Source organism: Pseudodonghicola xiamenensis DSM 18339 (assembly GCF_000429365.1).
Lineage (GTDB): Bacteria > Pseudomonadota > Alphaproteobacteria > Rhodobacterales > Rhodobacteraceae > Pseudodonghicola > Pseudodonghicola xiamenensis.
The window spans coordinates 38,078-55,851 of record NZ_AUBS01000007.1; the positions used below are offsets into that span (position 1 = coordinate 38,078).

General features: G+C 64.5%; 15 protein-coding genes and 1 tRNA gene. 3 read left to right on the forward strand and 13 right to left on the reverse strand.

Annotation, left to right across the window (positions count from 1 at the left end; translation table 11 throughout):
- Positions 1–89: 89 nt before the first annotated feature.
- Positions 90–3,500 (reverse strand): bifunctional proline dehydrogenase/L-glutamate gamma-semialdehyde dehydrogenase PutA, encoded by a 3,411-nt coding sequence (gene putA / locus G455_RS0109715; protein ID WP_028093532.1) that lies wholly within the window; start codon positions 3,498–3,500, stop codon positions 90–92.
- 106 nt (positions 3,501–3,606) lie between these two features.
- On the opposite strand from putA, the gene G455_RS0109720 reads away from it, so the two are divergent.
- The 3 genes from G455_RS0109720 (at position 3,607) to G455_RS0109730 (ending at position 4,751) form a co-directional block, all read left to right on the forward strand.
- On the forward strand, positions 3,607–4,086 hold the full coding sequence (locus G455_RS0109720; RefSeq protein ID WP_028093533.1) for an Lrp/AsnC family transcriptional regulator: 480 nt from the start codon (positions 3,607–3,609) through the stop codon (positions 4,084–4,086).
- Positions 4,087–4,154: 68 nt separating this feature from the next.
- Positions 4,155–4,240: transfer RNA gene (locus tag G455_RS0109725), tRNA-Leu, on the forward strand.
- Between the two features lie 118 nt (positions 4,241–4,358).
- The gene (locus G455_RS0109730; RefSeq protein ID WP_028093534.1) at positions 4,359–4,751 is read left to right on the forward strand and encodes a rhodanese-like domain-containing protein; all 393 of its coding nucleotides are present in this window, start codon (positions 4,359–4,361) and stop codon (positions 4,749–4,751) included.
- Positions 4,752–4,793: 42 nt separating this feature from the next.
- On the opposite strand, the gene G455_RS0109735 is transcribed toward G455_RS0109730, so the two are convergent.
- The 12 genes from G455_RS0109735 to G455_RS0109790 all read right to left on the reverse strand — a co-directional run bounded on the left by G455_RS0109735 (position 4,794) and on the right by G455_RS0109790 (position 17,717).
- Positions 4,794–5,630 carry an alkaline phosphatase family protein gene (locus G455_RS0109735; protein WP_028093535.1) on the reverse strand — a complete coding sequence of 279 codons (837 nt, stop codon included), beginning with the start codon at positions 5,628–5,630 and terminating at the stop codon, positions 4,794–4,796.
- 94 nt (positions 5,631–5,724) lie between these two features.
- Positions 5,725–6,549, reverse strand: coding sequence for a DUF2182 domain-containing protein (locus G455_RS0109740; RefSeq protein WP_028093536.1), 825 nt, complete (start codon positions 6,547–6,549; stop codon positions 5,725–5,727).
- A gap of 3 nt (positions 6,550–6,552) precedes the next feature.
- Positions 6,553–7,194, reverse strand: a complete 642-nt coding sequence (locus tag G455_RS0109745; RefSeq protein WP_028093537.1) for a DUF1326 domain-containing protein — start codon at positions 7,192–7,194, stop codon at positions 6,553–6,555.
- Positions 7,195–7,450: 256 nt separating this feature from the next.
- On the reverse strand, positions 7,451–9,088 hold the full coding sequence (locus G455_RS0109750) for an ABC transporter ATP-binding protein (RefSeq protein WP_028093538.1): 1,638 nt from the start codon (positions 9,086–9,088) through the stop codon (positions 7,451–7,453).
- Positions 9,088–9,900: an ABC transporter permease gene (locus G455_RS0109755; protein WP_035366542.1), complete on the reverse strand. Its 813-nt coding sequence runs from the start codon at positions 9,898–9,900 to the stop codon at positions 9,088–9,090. The genes G455_RS0109750 and G455_RS0109755 overlap by 1 nt, the downstream gene beginning before the upstream one ends.
- Positions 9,901–9,902: 2 nt before the next feature.
- A complete protein-coding gene (locus G455_RS0109760) occupies positions 9,903–10,859 on the reverse strand; it encodes an ABC transporter permease (protein ID WP_028093540.1) in 957 nt (318 codons plus the stop codon).
- 1 nt (position 10,860) lies between these two features.
- A complete protein-coding gene (locus tag G455_RS0109765) occupies positions 10,861–12,447 on the reverse strand; it encodes an ABC transporter substrate-binding protein (protein WP_028093541.1) in 1,587 nt (528 codons plus the stop codon).
- A 116-nt stretch (positions 12,448–12,563) separates the two neighbouring features.
- A complete protein-coding gene (locus tag G455_RS0109770; RefSeq protein WP_028093542.1) occupies positions 12,564–14,561 on the reverse strand; it encodes a CocE/NonD family hydrolase in 1,998 nt (665 codons plus the stop codon).
- Positions 14,562–14,593: 32 nt separating this feature from the next.
- Complete coding sequence (locus G455_RS0109775) at positions 14,594–15,697, reverse strand: DUF4147 domain-containing protein (protein WP_035366545.1); 1,104 nt, start codon at positions 15,695–15,697, stop codon at positions 14,594–14,596.
- Positions 15,698–16,135, reverse strand: a complete 438-nt coding sequence (gene dtd, locus G455_RS0109780; RefSeq protein WP_028093544.1) for a D-aminoacyl-tRNA deacylase — start codon at positions 16,133–16,135, stop codon at positions 15,698–15,700. It abuts the gene before it with no gap.
- Positions 16,123–17,052 carry a carbohydrate kinase family protein gene (locus G455_RS0109785; protein WP_051312339.1) on the reverse strand — a complete coding sequence of 310 codons (930 nt, stop codon included), beginning with the start codon at positions 17,050–17,052 and terminating at the stop codon, positions 16,123–16,125. Before G455_RS0109785 ends, dtd begins: the two co-directional genes overlap by 13 nt.
- Positions 17,049–17,717, reverse strand: coding sequence for a nitroreductase (locus G455_RS0109790; protein ID WP_028093546.1), 669 nt, complete (start codon positions 17,715–17,717; stop codon positions 17,049–17,051). The genes G455_RS0109785 and G455_RS0109790 overlap by 4 nt, the downstream gene beginning before the upstream one ends.
- Positions 17,718–17,774 lie beyond the last annotated feature (57 nt).

The following is a 17,774-nucleotide window of genomic DNA, read 5'->3' on the forward strand; positions in this document are numbered from 1 at the left end:
GAAGATTGCATCGGTAGTGGTTTCAGCTTGGTCGGGCGGAGGCATTTCTGGTTTTGCCTCCGCCCATTTTATTTTCCGGTGTCCGGACCTCAGCTCATCCCGCCCAGAAGCGCGGCATTGCCGCCGGCGGCGGTGGTGTCGACACAGACATGGCGTTCGCCCATCGCCCGGGCCAGATCGGGCTGGCCGGGGATCAACGCCACGATGGGGCCGGGCCGTTTCGACAGGGCCTGTTCATAGGTCCGCGCCGTCGCCTCGTCGCCCCACCAGATCACACCGCCCAGCGTGCCGTAGTCGGTCAGCCGTGCGGGATCGACCCGGCCTGTGGCGCGGATTGCCTGACCGCCGAGGGCCAGCACCGCCTTGGCTTGCGCCTCTGCCGCCGCTTCGCCCGGTCCCAGGCAGAGGACCGGCGGGCGCTGCACCAGCATCAGCCGGTTCGATTCCCCGGTCGGCCCGGGCAGGGTGGTGGGGGATAGTCCATCGCTGGCGCCTTCCGGCGCCGGCAGCGTCGTCATCTCGGCGGCCCAGGCGGCGGTTACCTCCTGCCGGTCGGCGGCAGCGAAGCGGGGCAGATAATTCGGTCCGCCGGCCTTGGGGCCGGTGCCGCTCAACCCCTCGCCACCGAAGGGCTGGCTGCCGACGATAGCGCCGATCTGGTTGCGGTTGACGTAGATATTGCCGGCATGAACCCGTTCGGTCACATGTTGGACACGATCGTCGATCCGGGTTTGCAGCCCGAAGGTCAGCCCATATCCGGTGGTGTTGATTTCGTCGATGACGCGGTCCAGATCGCCGGCACGGAAGCGGGCGACATGCAGGACCGGGCCAAAGATCTCCTTTTCCAGGTCGGTGATGCTGTCGATCTTGATCAACGTCGGCGATACGAAGGTGCCGCCCTGCGGCACCGGCAGTTCCTTCAGCACCCGGCCCTCGGCACGGGCACGGTCGATATGGTTGGTGATATCAGTCAGCGCCTCCAAGTCGATCACCGGGCCGACATCGGTCGTCAATTGCCAGGGATCGCCCAGCCGCAGAACCTCCATCGCGCCTTTCAGCATGGTCAGCAGGTCGTCGGCGATATCCTCCTGCACATAGAGGCAGCGCAGGGCGGAGCAGCGTTGCCCGGCAGATTGGAAGGCGCTTTCGACGATGGCCTGCACTGCCTGTTCCGGCAGGGCGGTGGAATCGACGATCATCGCATTCAGCCCACCGGTCTCGGCGATCAGCGGCGCGCCGGGGCGCAGGTTGTCGGCCATGGCGGCACGGATTTTCAGCGCCGTTTCGGTCGATCCGGTGAAGGCCACGCCGCCCACCCGCGGATCCGAGGTCAGCGCGGCGCCGACATTGCCGAAGCCCGGCAGCAGTTGCAGCGCGGTGCGCGGCACACCGGCTTCATGCAGAAGTTGAACCGCGCGATGGGCGATCAGCGGAGTTTGCTCTGCCGGTTTCGCCAGGACCGCATTGCCGGTGGCGAGCGCTGCGGCGATCTGGCCGGTGAAGATCGCCAGCGGGAAATTCCACGGGCTGATGCAGGTGAAGAGGCCGGTCGGTGCCGCATCGGGGATATGCGCAGAATAGTAGCGCAGGAAATCCACCGCTTCGCGCAGTTCGGCCACTGCGTCGGGCAGGCTCTTGCCGGCCTCGCGGGAGAGGAGCGCGAAGATCTCGCCGAACTGCCTCTCATAAAGGTCGGCGGCACGGTTCAGAGTGGCGGCACGTTCTTCGGCGGGTGCGTCCCAGGGCTGCGCCAGGGACAGCGCGGTTTCGACATCCTGCGCGCTGGCGCAAGCGACGGTGCCAGGAGCATCACCGGGCAGGGCGGGGTTGGCAACCGGTTGCGGCGCCTCTGGCGCTGCTTCACCCGCCAGAAGGGGGGCGGACTGCCACTGATAGGTGGCGAAGGGTGTCCGCGCCATCTCGATCCGGTCGAGCGTTGGTAGGTCGCGCAAATCGAAGCCGATGGAATTACGCCGCTCCGGAAGGAACAGCTCCGTCCCGGTGGGGAGCGGCTTTGCCGGTTGCTTTACCGCCTCGAAGGGATCGGCGGCCACCACCTCGGGCGGCACGCTCTCGTCGACGATCTGATTGACGAAGGAGGAGTTCGCACCGTTTTCCAGCAGACGCCGCACCAGATAGGCCAGCAGATCGCGATGCGCCCCTACCGGCGCATAGATGCGGCAACGGCGGCCGTGCCGTTCCTTGACCAGATTGTGCAGCGTCTCGCCCATGCCGTGCAGGCGCTGGAATTCGAACGGCTTGTCGCCTGCCATGTGCAGGATCGCGCTGACCGTATGGGCGTTGTGGCCGGCGAATTGCGGATAGATGCGGTCAGTCATCCCCAGAAGCTTGCGGGCATTGCCCATATAGGACACGTCGGTCGCCGCCTTTTGGGTGAAGACCGGGAACCCCTCCATCCCCATCACCTGGGCGCGCTTGACCTCGGTATCCCAATAGGCACCCTTGACCAGGCGCACCATGATCTTGCGGTCATAGCGCTCGGCCATCTCATAGAGCGCGTCGATGGCGAAAGAGGTGCGCGGCCCGTAGGCCTGTACCACGATGCCGAAGCCGTCCCAGCCGGCCAGTGCCGGATCGGACATCACGCGGTCGATCACCTCAAGCGACAAGGATAGCCGGTCTGCCTCTTCGGCATCGACATTCAGCCCCATGTTGGCGGCCTTGGCCAGCAGCGACAGCGCCTTGAGCCGGGGCACCAGGGTCTCCATCACATTCTCTTCCTGCGCCACCTCATAGCGCGGATGCAGCGCCGAGAGCTTGACCGAAATACCCGGGTTGTCGCGGATATCGTCATGGGTGCAGGCTTCGGCGATTGCGGTGATCGCGCGGGAATAGGACAGGTGGTAATGCGCTGCGTCCGCCTCGGTCCGTGCCGCTTCGCCCAGCATGTCGTAGGAATAGGTGAAGCCCTTGGCCTGCATGATCTCGGCCCGTTTCAGGGCACCGCCGATGGTCTCGCCCAACACGAATTGGCGGCCCATCTCCTTCATCGCGCGGCCCACGGCGCTGCGGATGACCGGTTCGCCCAGCCGTTTGATCGCCCCTTTCAACGCACGGACGGGCGAGGGGCGGCGATCGTCCAGCACCCGGCCGGTCAGCATCAGAGCCCAGGTCGAGGCATTGACCAGCGAGGAGGAGGATTGCCCCAGATGCCGGCCCCAGTCGCTGGGGGCGATCTTGTCCTCGATCAGCGCGTCGATGGTTTCGGCGTCGGGCACCCGCAGCAGCGCTTCGGCCAGACACATCAGCGCGATACCCTCATCGGTGGACAGGCCATATTCGGCCAGGAACACCTCCATCAACCCAGGCGCGGTCGAGGCGCGGATATCGCGAACCAGTTGGGCGGCCGCTTGGCAAATGGCGGCGCGATCGGCTTCGGTCAGGGCAGCTTGGGCGGTCAGACGCTCAAGCGCGGCTTGCGGGTCGGCATAGGTTTGGGCGTCGATGGCGCGGCGCATGTCGGCATAGGCGAGAGGCATGGGGAAACTCCGATGGATTTCCGCCTTCATACCTGCGATTATGAAGGTCATTCGCCTAATGATATGGATATTACAGGCGGATGGACCGAATATATGGGTTATTTTGATGCAAATGGACTTTCTTGATCTCGACCGTTTCGACCGCGCGATTCTGAGCGTTCTGGCCGAAGAGGGGCGGCTGTCCATCGCCGATCTGGCCCGTCGGATTGGCTTGTCGAAATCTCCGACCCAGGCGCGTCTCAGGCGGCTCGAGGCCGAGGGGGTGATTACCGGCTATCGCGCGCTGATTGATCCGATCCGCCTGGGGCTGGATCATGTCGCCTTTGTCGAGGTGCGGCTGACCGACACGCGCGAAGTCGCGCTCGCCGCCTTCAACGCCGCCGTGGCGAAGATAGGCGAGATCGAACAGGTGCATCTGATCGCCGGCAATTTCGACTATCTGATGAAGGTTAGGACCCATTCGATGTCGGAATATCGCCGGGTTCTGGCCGAGAAGATCTCGACCCTGCCGTATGTCGCCAGCACCTCGACCTACGTGGCGATGCAGGCGGTGAAGGAAAGCGGCGCGCTCAACCCGATGGAGTAGGCAGGGCAAGGTCGAAAACCACATTGTACCCGCCAGAGCGGAAGGCTAAACCAGACGGGCTTTCCCTCGCGGGCGTGATGGAATGGTAGACATATCGGACTTAAAATCCGAAGGGCTTTGTCCCGTGTGGGTTCGAGTCCCACCGCCCGTACCATCATCTCTCTGTCACGGTCTTTCGCCCGCATCTTTGGTGCTTTCGTGACCGGAGTGGTATGATAGCTTGGCGAGACCGGAGATCTTCAACCCTATTCCGATCAGAACGGAGACCCGAAATGGCCCTGACCTTGCAGGATTTGATGGATGCCGCAAATGCCGTGGTGCCGCGCATCGACGGCACCCGCGCGCAGGCGCTGGTGGCCGATGGTGCGTTGCTGCTGGATGTGCGTGATGCGCCTGAACTGCAGAAGGCCGGTCATGCGCTTGGGGCGCATCACATTCCCCGCGGCATGCTGGAGTTTCGCGCTGATCCTGCCAGCCCGTTCCACGATCCCGAACTTAGCCCGGAACGCCCCGTGGTGGTCCATTGCGCCTCGGGCGGGCGTGCGGCCCTTGCTGGCAAGCTTTTGAAAGAGATGGGCTATAGTGAGGTCTATAACATGGGCGGACTGGAGGCGTGGAAAGCCGCCGCTGGCCCGATGGTCGAACCGGTCGATCCAGGCATGTGACTGCCGCCGGGGCGGCGGCAGTGCCTTCTGCCCGACGGCGGCTCAGCCCAGAAACGACTCCGCCTTCATCGTCTCGGCAATCGGCGCGCCCAGGCGGGACAGGATGGTGGGGGCCAGTTGTAACTGGTCGATAACCTGGTCTCCCGCCGGCCCCTCGGCCGGGCCGAAGTAATAGAGCGCCGCTTCCTGCTGCAGGGGGCTGCGGCCACCGTGATGGCCGCGTTCGTCCTGGCCGTGATCGGCGGTCACGATGATCTCGTATCCCATGGCGCGCCATTGATGGATGAAGGGGGCCAGCATCTCGTCCATCATGGCGCAGGCATGATCCATCTCCTGACAGTCGTGAAAGAACCGGTGCCCCATGCTGTCGAGCGTGCAGGTATGCAGCAGGCCGTAATTCAGATCGAACCGCTGGCAGAGGTTGGTCAGCGTGGCGAAAAGATCCACGTCCGAGGGTGTCATCTGGTTGACCAGCCCGTAGCCGGTCATGGTGTGGAACCGCCCGTGGTTGATCGTCTCGCTCTCCGGTTCGTCATATTCGATGTCCCGGACCAGATCGAAGGGATGGCGGTTGAAGAAGCTCGACCAGAAGGAATGCGCCACCGCCCCGGTCACGCCGCCCGCCTGGCGCACCTGGGAAAACACATCCCCGTGGCGCAGCCGAAACACATTGCCATTGCCGGTACAGCCGTGTTCCGCCGGGGCCACGCCGGTGTGGATCGAGGCATAGCAGGAGGCCGAGATCGAGGGCAGCACCGAGCGCAGTTTCCATACCCGGGCCTCGCCGCTGTCGACCCAACCTTCCAGATTGCCGAACAGCCGGCGCCAATTGCGCCACGGCACCCCGTCGAGAATGATGAGAAGAAGTTTGCGCTGCATCTGTCGGCCCCGGTTTGGTTTTCGGCCCCACTTAACCCATGGGGCCGGGCAAGATGCAATGCCGTCGCTGCGGATTGGGCAAGGGGCCGAGGGGTCAAAGCCCGGTTATCAGGACATAGCCGCCGACACCGGTCATAAGACTGCCTGTGATCGCTGCGAAAGCCCGCGCATGCGGCAGCAATTTCTCTGCCAGGACGATCAGTGCCAACCCGACGATCCAATAGAGGTTCATGACACCTCCGACGAAGAGGAGGATCATCAGCGCCCAGCAGCATCCCAGGCAATAGGCGCCATGATGCAGCCCCATCGTCAGCGCGCCCAGAGCGCCGCTGCGCTTGTGGCGGGTCAGGAAATTGGCCGGCGATCGGCAATGGCTGAGACAGGCCTGTTTCAGTGGCGTCACCTGATAAAGGCCTGCGGCGATCAGCATGCCGCCGGCCAGCGCGCGCGAGCTGACCGTCATCATTGGCCCGTTCGACAGGCCGACCAGCTCCAGTTCCCATTGCAATGCGGTTGCCAGCGCGGAAAACAGGCACCAGGCCAGAAGATATCCGCAGAGGAACAGGAAGTTGTCGCGATGGGCCTGTCGGGTATCGGCCCCCGCCTTTTTTACTGCGGTGAACAGCAGCAGCATCGGGGCGGCGCTGGGCACCATCATCGCGATCATCATGATCCACCACATCAGGAAGATCAGCAGGGCATAGGCAGGCGTCCAGGGCTGAGCGCCGCCCATCGCCATTGGCTGCCCGATCGGGCGCGCCATGCGGGTCATGTCCAGGGCGGTCATCTGCATGCCCGCGCCATAGATCGTATAGAGACCTGCCAGCAGGACAATCAGGCAGATCGCTCCCAGAACGATCAGGCGATCGTTCCGGGCCAGGTGTTCGACCGCGCCTGTTCGCGGGGCCGTATCGGACATGGATCAGGCCGCCCGTTCGATACCGTTGCCGGTCATATGCAGATCGGCGATATGGGCGTGGGTGCCGGTGTTCTTCTCCAGCCGGATCGCGGTGTCCTGGGTGATGGTGGAGCCGCAGGCCATCGTCGCCTCGGCGAATTCAAAGCCGTCCGGCAGGGAGATTTTCACCACATGTGGTTCCCCCGAGACGATATTGGGGATCGGCTTGACCGAGGTTTGCGCCAGATCGCCGACTCGGGCGGTGCCGATGCCGGTGTCGGCGTCGTAATCCAGAGAGATATCCGCGGTCAGCGTCTCGTGCCGGGTGGGGCTCATCAGGCTGAAGACATAGAACATGGTGCCGAACTCCACCGTGTCCTCTCCGGTCATGATCGCCTCGAGCGCCGCGCGTTGCTCTGCCGTGGCGCTTTCGTCGATGATCATTTGCATCTGGCCGTTGCCCTCATGCACCGGGCCTGGCCATTTGTAGAGACAGGCGGCATGTAACCCGTCGAGCTTGACGTCGCCATAATGTCCGGTGTCGATGCGAAAGGTCAGCAGTGCCTCGCAGGAACCGCCGGTTGGCAATTGCGAGAACTGACAGGGGCAACCGGGATTGCAATTGCAATTGCCGATTTCCTGTCCGTGAATGGCCCAGTCCTTCATAGTTGTCCCTCCCTGAAAATCGTGCGGAATTATACCGGCCCGATAGGGATGGAATGCCTGTGCTCTGCCTTGTGACTTGAAGACTGGTGCGCCTTGCCCCGGGATCGGTGGATGGCGCCCTCACTAGGGCATAAATATCATTATCTATGATTTGGTTCAATTCTTACCCTAATAGCGAGAGGGCCCCGCAAGGCCACAATCTTGGGCGGAACCTTCGGTTGCCCCGGGCCGTAACAAACCGGCCCGGGGCAGGGGATCAGTTGCCTGCACTTTCCATCTTGCGATGGGCGATCACCTCCTCCAGCCAGCCGAGCTTCATCTCGGGTACGGAGCTGAGAAGCAGGTCGGTGTAATCGTCGAAAGGCGGGCTGAGCACTTCGGTCTTCGAGCCGTAGCGCACGACTTCGCCGCGATACATCACCGCGATGGAATCGGCGATCGCCCGCACCGTGGCCAGATCGTGGGTGATGAACAGATAGGCTACGCCTTCGCGTTTCTGCAGGTTCAGCAACAGCCGCAGGATCCCGTCCGCCACCAGCGGATCGAGCGCCGAGGTAACCTCGTCGCAGATGATCAGCTTGGGTTTGGCCGCCAGCGCCCGGGCGATGCAGACCCGTTGCTTCTGGCCGCCAGACAGCTCTGCGGGATAGCGGTCGATGAAACCGTCGCTCATCTCGATCTCTTCCAGCAGTTCCTTGACGCGCTGGCGCTTCTCGGCCCCGCGCATGCCGAAATAGAACTCCAGCGGTCGGCCGATGATCGTGCCCACGGTCTGGCGCGGGTTCATTGCCACATCGGCCATCTGATAGATCATCTGAAGTTCGCGCAGATCCTCGCGGCTTCGCCCGGACAGCGTGGGCGACAGCCGGCGACCGTCGAAGGTAATGCTGCCCTCTCCCGGTGGCAGCAGTCCGGTGATGGCGCGGGCCAGGGTCGATTTTCCTGATCCGCTTTCACCCACCACCGCCAGGGTCTGGCCAGGGTGCAGCTCGACCGAGATATCCTTCAACACGTTGAAGGCGGTCCCGGCATAGCGCGCGGTGACCCTGTCGACCTTGAGCACCGCATCCGGTGTCGGCGCCTTTTCTTCGTGCCGGATCGACCGGACCGTGACCAATTCGCGGGTATACTCCTCTTGCGGCGCGTTGATGATCTGATCGGTGGCGCCATATTCCACCTTGTCGCCATAGCGCAGCACCATGATGTCATCTGCCACCTGCGCGACAACTGCCAGGTCGTGGGTGATGTAGAGCGCCGCGACGCCGGTGTCGTGGATCGCTTCCTTGATGGCCGCCAGCACGTCGATCTGGGTGGTGACGTCCAGCGCCGTGGTGGGTTCGTCGAAGACCACAAGATCGGGTTCGGGGCACAGCGCCAGCGCGGTCATCGCCCGCTGCAACTGCCCGCCCGAGACCTGGTGGGGATAGCGGTCGCCGAAGGTTTCGGGATTTGGCAGGCCAAGCTTGCGGAACAGCTCCACCGCCCGGGCCTCGGCCTCCGCCTTGGAGAATTTCTTGTGCAGGATGGCGGCTTCGGTCACCTGCTCCATCAGCTTCTTGGCCGGGTTGAAGGCGGCGGCGGCAGATTGCGCCACATAGGTCACCTCCGCGCCGCGCAGTGCCCGCAGGCCCCGCATCCCGCCTTTCAGGATATCGCGGCCGTTTATCCAGACCTCGCCGCCGGTAATCTCGACCCCGCCGCGGCCATAGCCGAGCGCGGCAAGCCCGATGGTGGATTTCCCGGCGCCGGATTCACCGATCAGCCCCAGTACCTTGCCCTTTTCCAGCGTGAAAGAGACGCCATGGACGATCTCGATCTCCTGCGGCGGCTCGCCGGGGGGATAGGCGGTGGCACCGATCTTCAGATTGCGCACGTCAAGCAATGCATTCGTCATCAGCCGCGCCCTCCTTTCAGCGAGGTGGTTCGGTTCAGCACCCAGTCGGCCACCAGGTTGACCGAGATGGCGAGCGTCGCGATGGCCACCGCTGGCAGCAGCGCCGCGGGGATGCCATAGACGATACCGTCCTTGTTTTCCTTCACGATGCCGCCCCAGTCGGCGGCGGGCGGCTGCACGCCGAGGCCCAGGAAGGAAAGGGTGGAAACAAAGAGCACCATGAAGATGAAGCGCATTCCCATCTCGGCGATCAGCGGCGACAGGGCGTTGGGCAGGATCTCGCGGAAGATGATCCAGACGCGCCCCTCGCCGCGCAGCTTGGCCGCCTCGACATAGTCCATGACGTTGATGTCCACCGCCACGGCGCGGGCCAGCCGATAGACGCGGGTGCTGTCGAGCAGCCCCATGACAAGGATCAGCATCGGCACGGTGACCGGCATCACCGACAGGACGACCAGGGCGAAGATCAGCGTCGGGATCGACATCAGAAGGTCGATGGCGCGCGACATCAGTTGATCGGCCCAGCCGCCGAGAACGGCCGCCAGAAAGCCCAGGATCGCCCCGGTGGTAAAGCTCAGCACCGTGGCGGCGGTGGCGATGAAGATGGTGGTGCGCCCGCCATAGATCAGTCGGGTCAATAGATCGCGACCGATATTGTCGGTGCCCAGCCAATGGGCGGCGCTGGACGGCTCCCATACATCGCCGACCACCTCGGCCATGCCATAGGGCGCGATGAGCGGCGCGAAGAGCGCCACGATGAAATAGATTGCGGTGATGCTCAGGCCGACCGCGGCGGCGAACGGAATCCTCATGCTCATTTCGGATGCCTCAGGCGCGGGTTGGTCAGGATCGAGACGATATCGGCCAGCATGTTCAGGCCGATGTAGACGGCGGCGAAGATCAGCCCGCAGGCCTGCACCACCGGTACATCGCGTTTGGAGACGTGATCGACTAGGTATTGGCCCATTCCGGGATAGGTGAAGACCACCTCGATCACCACGACGCCGACCACCAGATAGGCCAGGTTCAGCATCACCACGTTGACGATCGGCGCGATCGAATTCGGAAAGGCGTGGCGGAAGATCACCTGAAACCGGTTCAACCCCTTCAGGTCGGCGGTTTCGATATAGGGGGACTGCATCACGTTCAGGATTGCCGCCCGGGTCATCCGCATCATATGCGCTAGCACCACCAGCGTCAGCACCATCACCGGCATGGCGATGGCAGAAAGTTTCTCGCCCAGGCTCATGCTGTCATTGATCATCGCCACCGAGGGAAACCAGCGCAGTTTGACCGCGATGAAATACATGATCAGATAGCCCAGCAGGAATTCCGGCACCGAAATCGACGCCAACGTCGCCGCCGAAATCAGTTTGTCGGGCCAGCGGTCGCGAAAGCGCACCGCGACGAGGCCAAGAAAGATTGCCAGCGGTACCGCGATCACCGCCGCCCAGAAGGCCAGGAACAGCGTATTCTTCATCCGGTGGGAAATTGCCTGGGCGATATCCTGACCATTGGTCAGCGCCGTGCCCAGATCGCCCTGCAGGGCGCCGGCAAGCCAGTTGAAGTAGCGGGTCAGCGCAGGCTCGTTCAGGCCCAGATCGCGGCGCAGGTTGGCCAATGCCTCGGGCGTGGCGGACTGGCCGAGGATGGACTGGGCGACATCGCCCGGCAGCATATTGGTCCCAGCGAAGATCAGGGCGGAGACCAGCAACAGCAGAAGGAGGCCCAGCGCGACGCGCTGGACCACCAGTTTCAGAGCAGGCCCCATATCAGGCGGCCACCCACATCTTGACCGGAGCATAGAAATTCATCAGCCCAAAGCCGTTCTGCGCCTCTTCCCAACCGGCGACGCGGTCGCTGGTGGCATCGACGAAGTCGTTGAACATCGGGCAAATCAGCCCGCCCTCGTCGCGCAGGATGGTCGACATATCGGCATACATCTGGGTGCGCTTGGCCTGATCCAGCTCGGCCCGGGCGGCGAACAGAAGCTGGTCGAATTTCTCGTTCTTGAACCTTGTGTCGTTCCAGTCCGAGGTCGACAGATAGGCGGTCGAGAACATCGAATCCTGGGTCGGTCGGCCGCCCCAGTAGCTGGTGCAGAACGGTTTGGCGTTCCAGACTTCGGACCAATAACCATCGTTCGGTTCGCGCTTGATCTCAAGATTGATGCCGGCCGCGCCGCAGGACTGCTGGAACAGAGCTGTCGCATCCGGCGCCCCGGGGAAGGAGTTGTCAGAGGTGCGCAGCAGGATGGGCCCGTCATAGCCTGATTTCTTCATATGGAACTGGGCCTTGTCGGGGTCGTATTCCCGCTGCTCCAATTCGGTATAAAGCGGGTAGGAAGAGTTGATCGGGGTGTCATTCCCGACCGAGCCATAGCCGAACAGGATCTTGTCGACCATTTCCTGCCGGTTGATGGCATATTTCAGCGCCATGCGAACATCGCTGTTGTCGAAGGGGGCGGTGTCGCAATGCATGATGAAAACGTAATGGCCCGGTCCGGCGGTCCGGCGCACGGTGATATTGGGCGCCCGGCTGATCAGCCCGGCGGTGCGCGGCGGCACCCGGTGCACCATGTCCACCTGGCCCGATTGCAGCGCCGCCATCCGGGCGGTGTCGTCATTGATCACGATCAGCTCGATGGTGGCGGCATGGCCCTGGCTGTCGTCCCAGTGCCCGGGGTTCTTTTCGAACACGAAACGCACGCCGGTTTCGGCCGATTTCAGCACATAGGGGCCGGTGCCGATGCAGGCGGTTGCATCGTCCTTGCCGCCGTCCGGCTGGATCACCAGGTGATAATCCGTCAGCAGATAGGGCAGGTCGGCGTTCGGCTGGTCCAGCTCGACGACGAAGACATCGCCATCGGCCTTCATCGACTTGATGCCGCGCATGATCCCCAGCGCACCGGATTTGGTGTCTTCGCCGGAATGGCGTTCCATCGTCGCCAGGACGTCTTCGGCGGTGACGGTCTTGCCGTTCGAGAAGGTAATGTCGGGGCGGATCTTGAAGCTCCACACCCGCGCGTCGGGGGAACTGCTGACGCTTTCGGCGACACGCATCTGCAATCCGCCTTTCGGGTCGAGCTCGACCAGCGGTTCGCCCCACATGCGGATGATGGTTGTCATGGTGGAATTGGCGGCCAGCGCCGGATCCAGGCTGTCGGAAGACCCGCCGCCTTCTATGCCGACCTTGATGGTGCCGCCCTTCTGCGGACCGGCGGCCAGGGCGGCGCTGCCGACCAGGCTTTGCGCCGCGGTCGCGGTCACGCCCAGGGCGGCGGCCCGGCCAAAGAATTCACGACGTGACATCATGCCGGTAACCACGCGACCGGCGAAAAATTTCAATTTGTCGTTCATGGAGATCTCCCGTTTGAAAAAATTATGCGCTCTGCATCTTGCGTGCAGGTTGATTGACTGGTGAGTCAAAGGGTCGCGCATTTGCCCTTTGCCCGCAACATTTATTGAGGGCGTGGTTAGAGCCCGTCGCGCGGAATGCTGTCCGCGACCTCCCGGTGGTGAATTTTTTTGCCGCCCTCGAAGGCCTCGATCCGGGCGTGCAGGTGGAAATGGGTCGCATCCGACCACATTTCACACTGGGTTTCGGTCCTGAGCTGCCAGTCGCCGCGTTCGCGTTCGTCGGTCCAGTGGCACCAGCCCCGCGCCGATAGCGGATCGTCGGGGTGGATGGACCAGCGTTCACGCGCCACCGAGGCGCCGATCAGCCTATGATCAAGGTCTTCGACCTTGCCGAAATCGTCTTCGATCACCAGCGTGGTGACGCCACTGACCAGATCGGTTTCGATCCGGCGGGTGTGATTGTCCTCGCGCAGGGTGCGGATTTGCCAGGGCTCTTCGGCCTCAGGCGGGGGAAAGCTGCATTCCTCACCCTGCGCGGTGGCGCGCACTGGCAGCTCCAGCCGCGCTTCCGTCAGCGTCAGGGTGGCCGCCTCCGGTGTGGGCCAGAGCAGCGGCCAATAGGCCGAGGACACCGCCACCCGCAGCCGGTGACCGGCGGGCAGCCGATAAGCGATGTGATCCATCGGCACGGCGATGTCATAGACCCGACCGGGCTCGAGCGGGGTCACTTTGTCGTGGCCGTCGCGATGGGTCAGGTTCAGCACGCCATAGGTGATACGCGCCGAGCTGCCATCGGGCAGCAGATGGTTCAGCCGCACCGCGATTTGGGCCACCGGCTTGTCGGCGCTAAGCTTCAGATGCAGCACCGGGGCGCCGACGATATCGGTGGGCGCCGTCGTGGGGGCACCGTCGAAGCACAGCGACAGCGCATCATCGACGCGTTGATCCCCCGGCATCTCGGGCCCCAGCCAGATGGCGCAGAATTCGCCAGAGGCCTGGCCGCAGGTCTGGGGCGAACGGATGCTGGCCTCGAGCGGGCCGAGGGTGTCGGAGAGGCCGGCGTCGGTCAGATAAAGGTTTTGCGCCGGGATGTGACCGGTGGCGCCGTGATCTTCGGCGATCCAGCGGCCGGGCCGTTCAGCGTACCAGGGGGCGGGCTTCAGCCCATCCATCAGATAGGCGCGATAGTCGGGCTCGTCCTCCACCCCGTTGGGCGTATCCTTCAGCCAGCGATCCCACCAGCGCAGCGCCTCTTGCAGAAAGCCGATGCGCGGTTCGGGCACCGCGAAATGCGGGTATTTGTGCACCCAGGGTCCGACGATCCCCTTGGCGCCCGGCAGCGCCTCGACAAGCTGAGGCACCGCGTTCTTGTAGCTGTCGCCCCAGCCGCCGACCGCCAGCACCTTGGCCTTGATCGCCGAATAGTCCTCGCAGACCGAGCCGTGCTGCCAATAGGCGTCGCGCCGCTGGTGGCGCAGCCAGGTGGAGGGCAGGAAGGGCTCGGCCTCAAGCCGCTTCAGCCACATCTCGCGCCAGGCCTCGCCCACCAGCGCGGGATCAGGCGCGCGGCTGGAGTAGGACCACATCGTCGCCCCCCAGCCGAGATTTTCATTCAGCAGGCAGCCGCCCTTGTAATGAATGTCGTCGGCATAGCGGTCCACGGTGGAACACAGCGTGATGATCGCCTTCAGCGGTTCCGGCGCCAGTGCCGCCACTTGCAGCGAATTGAACCCGCCCCAGCTGATCCCCATCATGCCGACGGTGCCGCTGCACCAGTCCTGACGGGCGAGCCAGTCGATCACCTCCAACGCATCCGCTTGTTCCTGGGCGGTATATTCGTCCTCCATCAACCCCTGGCTGTCGCCATTTCCGCGCATGTCGACACGGACGCAGGCATAGCCGCGCTTGGCGAACCATGGATGGGTCAGCGCATCACGGGCGGTGGTGCCATCGCGTTTGCGGTAGGGAAGGTATTCCAGAATAACCGGGACGGGGTCCATCACCGCATCCACCGGCCGCCAGACCCGTGCCGAAAGACGGCACCCGTCTGACAGGGTGATACCCAGGTCGGGCAGCTCTTCGATCTCGCGCAGGGCGTTGGATAGAAGTGTCATGCGGGCCTTGTCGCGTGTGCGGCGACTGGATGTCAAGCGCGTAGGGCGACAAGAAGGTCCATTACGTTGGTTCCGGTGGGACCGGTTGTCAATAAATTGTCTTTTTGGAACAGATAGGTGCCGCTATCGGCCGCGTGCAGCGCCTCGGCGGCGCCAGGCCCCCAGGTGGTGCCATCGACGATCCCGCCGGCGGCCTCGGTCGGCCCGTCGGTGCCATCGGTGCCGCCGACCAGCAGGGTGATCCCGACAGAGCCGGCGATTTCTTGCGCCAGCGCCAGGGCGAGCGCCTGATTGCGGCCCCCGCGTCCGGGGGGTTCGGGGAGTTGCACGGTGGGTTCGCCCCCCAATACGATCACGCCCGGTGCCATGGTCCGCAGACGGGGCCCCCAGCGCCGCGCCAGCGCCTCAAGGTCGTCATGCAGCGCCTCTTCCTCGGCCAGGACCACCAGCCCGAATGCCCGCGCCCGATCCGCCGCCGCCGCCCGGGCGATGGCATTGGAGGCAATGATCTCGGCGTCATAGTCGAACCCGGGAGCAGGCGGGGCTGCCCCGATGCCCGAACCGATCACCCCAATATCGTCGCCGGGCACATCCGAGATCGCCAGCACCCGCGCCCGCGCGCCGCGAAAGTGGGACAAAAGCCCGCCGCCCTTGATCCGCGACAGTCTGCGGCGTTCGGCATTCATCGCCGTGATGTCGAGCCCGGCCGCCAGCAGCCGCCGGTTCAGCGCGGCGAGGTCGTCAAGATCATAGCCTTCGACCAGATCCTCGGCCAGCGAAGAGGCGCCGCCAGACACCAGAAGGAGGAGAGAGGAGCCCGCGTCCATCGCCTCCACCGCCTTGCGCAGGGCGCGGCCGGCGTGCAGGCTGCGGGCGTCGGGAACCGGATGGGCGGCCTCGATCAACTCGGCCTCCGCCGGCAGATCGGCGCCATGGCCGTCCTTGGTGACGATCAGCGTGGGCACGCCGGGGAATCGCTCCATCGCGGCGCGGGCCATGGCGGCGGCAGCCTTGCCGACGGCAAGGATGCGATCGGGCGCCTCGGCCCCCTCAAGCCTGCGCCGCGTCGCGGTGTCGCCATCGACTGCGGCCACCCCGGCGCGCCAGATGGCCAGCGCCTGCTCCTTCGGGGTCATTCAGACATCCATCCAGATGGTGATTGGCCCGTCGTTGATCAGCCCGACTTTCATGTCGGCGCCAAAGCGGCCCCGGGCGACGGTGATCCCCTGTGCCGCCATCTGGTCGGCAAAATAGGTATAGAGTCGCTCGCCCTCGGCCGGGGGCGCGGCGGTGGAAAAGCCGGGCCGGTTCCCGCGCGAGGTATCGGCAGCCAGGGTGAACTGGCTGACCACCAGCGCAGCGCCGCCCACGTCCAGCAGCGACCGGTTCATCTTGCCGGCCTCGTCCTGAAAAATCCGCAGCTTGGCGATCTTGGCGGCCAGTTTGTCGGCATTGGCCTCGGTATCGCCCTGCATGGCACAGATCAGGATCAGCAGGCCCTGTTCGATTTCTTCCAGTGTTTCGCCGTCGACTTTGACCCGGGCTTCCGAGACCCGCTGAATTAATGCGCGCATTCTTCTGTTTCCTTCCAGGTGGGGGCGTCGGCACCGGGGCGCTGGACGCTGAGGCTGGCCGCCGCCAGCCCATGGGCCACCGCATGGCGCAGCGCCTCTTCCGGTGGGGTGAGCGGTTTGGCCAGATGGCCGGCGCGGGCCAGATGCGCCAGCGTGCCGGCGGCAAAGATATCGCCAGCGCCGACGGTATCGACGATCTTGGCCACCTTCGGGGCCGGCATAACGAAAACCTCGCGCCCACGCCAGCAGATGGCGCCGGCGGCGCCCCGCGTATGCAGCAGCATCGGGGCCGTCGCGCGCAGCTCGTCCAGCGCATCGGGACCGAGCCAGTCCAGATCCTCGTCGGACACCTTGACCACATCGGCCAGCGCGACCATGCGTTTCAGCCGCGCCCGATAGTCATCGGCATCGCGCACCAGCCCGGGCCGGATATTGAGGTCGAGCCAGATCAACCGGTTCGCCGCCTCGCGCCGGGCGAAGTCTTCAAAGGCTTCGGCCGCTGGCGGGGCGATCAGGCTGATGCCGCCGAAGACCAGCGCCAGAGTGGATTTCGGCAGGCGTTCGGGAAGATCGGCAGGGGCATAGAGCGCGCCGGCGGTGCCGATGTCGTAAAGGTCGAACCGGGTGCCGGTGCCCACGGGCTGCGCCAGCGCCAGCGGGCAGGGGCGATCGAACCGGCTGGCATGGGACAGATCCACCTGCGCTGCCGCCATCGCCTGTGCCAATCGCTCGCCCGCCGGATCGGTGGACAGCGCGCCGACAAACCCGGCGCTCACGCCCTGACGGGCCAATGCCATGGCGGTGTTGAGCGCGGCGCCTCCTGCAACCGGGCGAAAGCCCTGGCCGTTGTCGTCCAGAACGGCGGGCACCAGGTCGAGCACCGCCTCGCCGCAGCAGAGGATCACCGGACCGCTCATCCCCGCCACTCCACGATCTCGTCGACCGGGGCGCGCGTGGTGCGGAACCCGTTGGCGGGATCCCCCATGTCGGCATAGCCGAAGGAAATCGCGCAGAGGATCAGCCGGTCTTCGGGAATGTTGAAGTAACTGTGCAGGAAGGGGGCGAAGCTTGCCACCGCCGCCTGCGGGATGGTGGCCACCCCGGCCGCCTCCGCCGCCAGACAGAATGCGGTGACGAAACCGCCGCAGTCGAGCGCGCCGTAAGCGCCCAGCTCTGCCGGCGAGGAGACGATGGCGCAATGGGGGGCGTCGAACAGGTCGAAGTTCCGCATCGCCTGCCGGTTAGAAGCCTCCCGGTCGCCCTTGGTCACCCCGACCGCGTCGTAAAGCTGCCAGCCGCAGGTGCGGCGGCGGTCGCCATAGACGCCGGGATAGCTGGCCGGAAAGGCCAGGTCGGGGTCATGCGCCCCGGACATCGCCTGTTGCCGCAGCGCGCTGCGGAAGGCCTCCGTCTCCTTCCCTGAGGTGATGGTCAGCTGCCAGGGCTGGGCGTTGCACCACGATGGCACCCGCCGGGCGGTGTCGACGATCGCCTCGATCGTCTGGCGCGGCACCGGGTCGGAGCGATAGGCGCGGCAGGAAAAACGCGCCATCATCAGCGCGTCGAGGTCGTCCAAGGTCATGCGTCACTTTTCCCGGGGATCTTTGCGGTTCTGTCGGTCAGAATGGATCCGCCCCGG

Coding starts and splice junctions, on each gene's coding strand:
- putA (WP_028093532.1), bottom strand. CDS start 3,500: ATGCCTCTCGCCTATGCCGACATGCGCCGCGCCATCGACGCCCAAACC.
- G455_RS0109720 (WP_028093533.1), top strand. CDS start 3,607: ATGCAAATGGACTTTCTTGATCTCGACCGTTTCGACCGCGCGATTCTG.
- G455_RS0109730 (WP_028093534.1), top strand. CDS start 4,359: ATGGCCCTGACCTTGCAGGATTTGATGGATGCCGCAAATGCCGTGGTG.
- G455_RS0109735 (WP_028093535.1), bottom strand. CDS start 5,630: ATGCAGCGCAAACTTCTTCTCATCATTCTCGACGGGGTGCCGTGGCGC.
- G455_RS0109740 (WP_028093536.1), bottom strand. CDS start 6,549: ATGTCCGATACGGCCCCGCGAACAGGCGCGGTCGAACACCTGGCCCGG.
- G455_RS0109745 (WP_028093537.1), bottom strand. CDS start 7,194: ATGAAGGACTGGGCCATTCACGGACAGGAAATCGGCAATTGCAATTGC.
- G455_RS0109750 (WP_028093538.1), bottom strand. CDS start 9,088: ATGACGAATGCATTGCTTGACGTGCGCAATCTGAAGATCGGTGCCACC.
- G455_RS0109755 (WP_035366542.1), bottom strand. CDS start 9,900: ATGAGGATTCCGTTCGCCGCCGCGGTCGGCCTGAGCATCACCGCAATC.
- G455_RS0109760 (WP_028093540.1), bottom strand. CDS start 10,859: ATGGGGCCTGCTCTGAAACTGGTGGTCCAGCGCGTCGCGCTGGGCCTC.
- G455_RS0109765 (WP_028093541.1), bottom strand. CDS start 12,447: ATGAACGACAAATTGAAATTTTTCGCCGGTCGCGTGGTTACCGGCATG.
- G455_RS0109770 (WP_028093542.1), bottom strand. CDS start 14,561: ATGACACTTCTATCCAACGCCCTGCGCGAGATCGAAGAGCTGCCCGAC.
- G455_RS0109775 (WP_035366545.1), bottom strand. CDS start 15,697: ATGACCCCGAAGGAGCAGGCGCTGGCCATCTGGCGCGCCGGGGTGGCC.
- dtd (WP_028093544.1), bottom strand. CDS start 16,135: ATGCGCGCATTAATTCAGCGGGTCTCGGAAGCCCGGGTCAAAGTCGAC.
- G455_RS0109785 (WP_051312339.1), bottom strand. CDS start 17,052: ATGAGCGGTCCGGTGATCCTCTGCTGCGGCGAGGCGGTGCTCGACCTG.
- G455_RS0109790 (WP_028093546.1), bottom strand. CDS start 17,717: ATGACCTTGGACGACCTCGACGCGCTGATGATGGCGCGTTTTTCCTGC.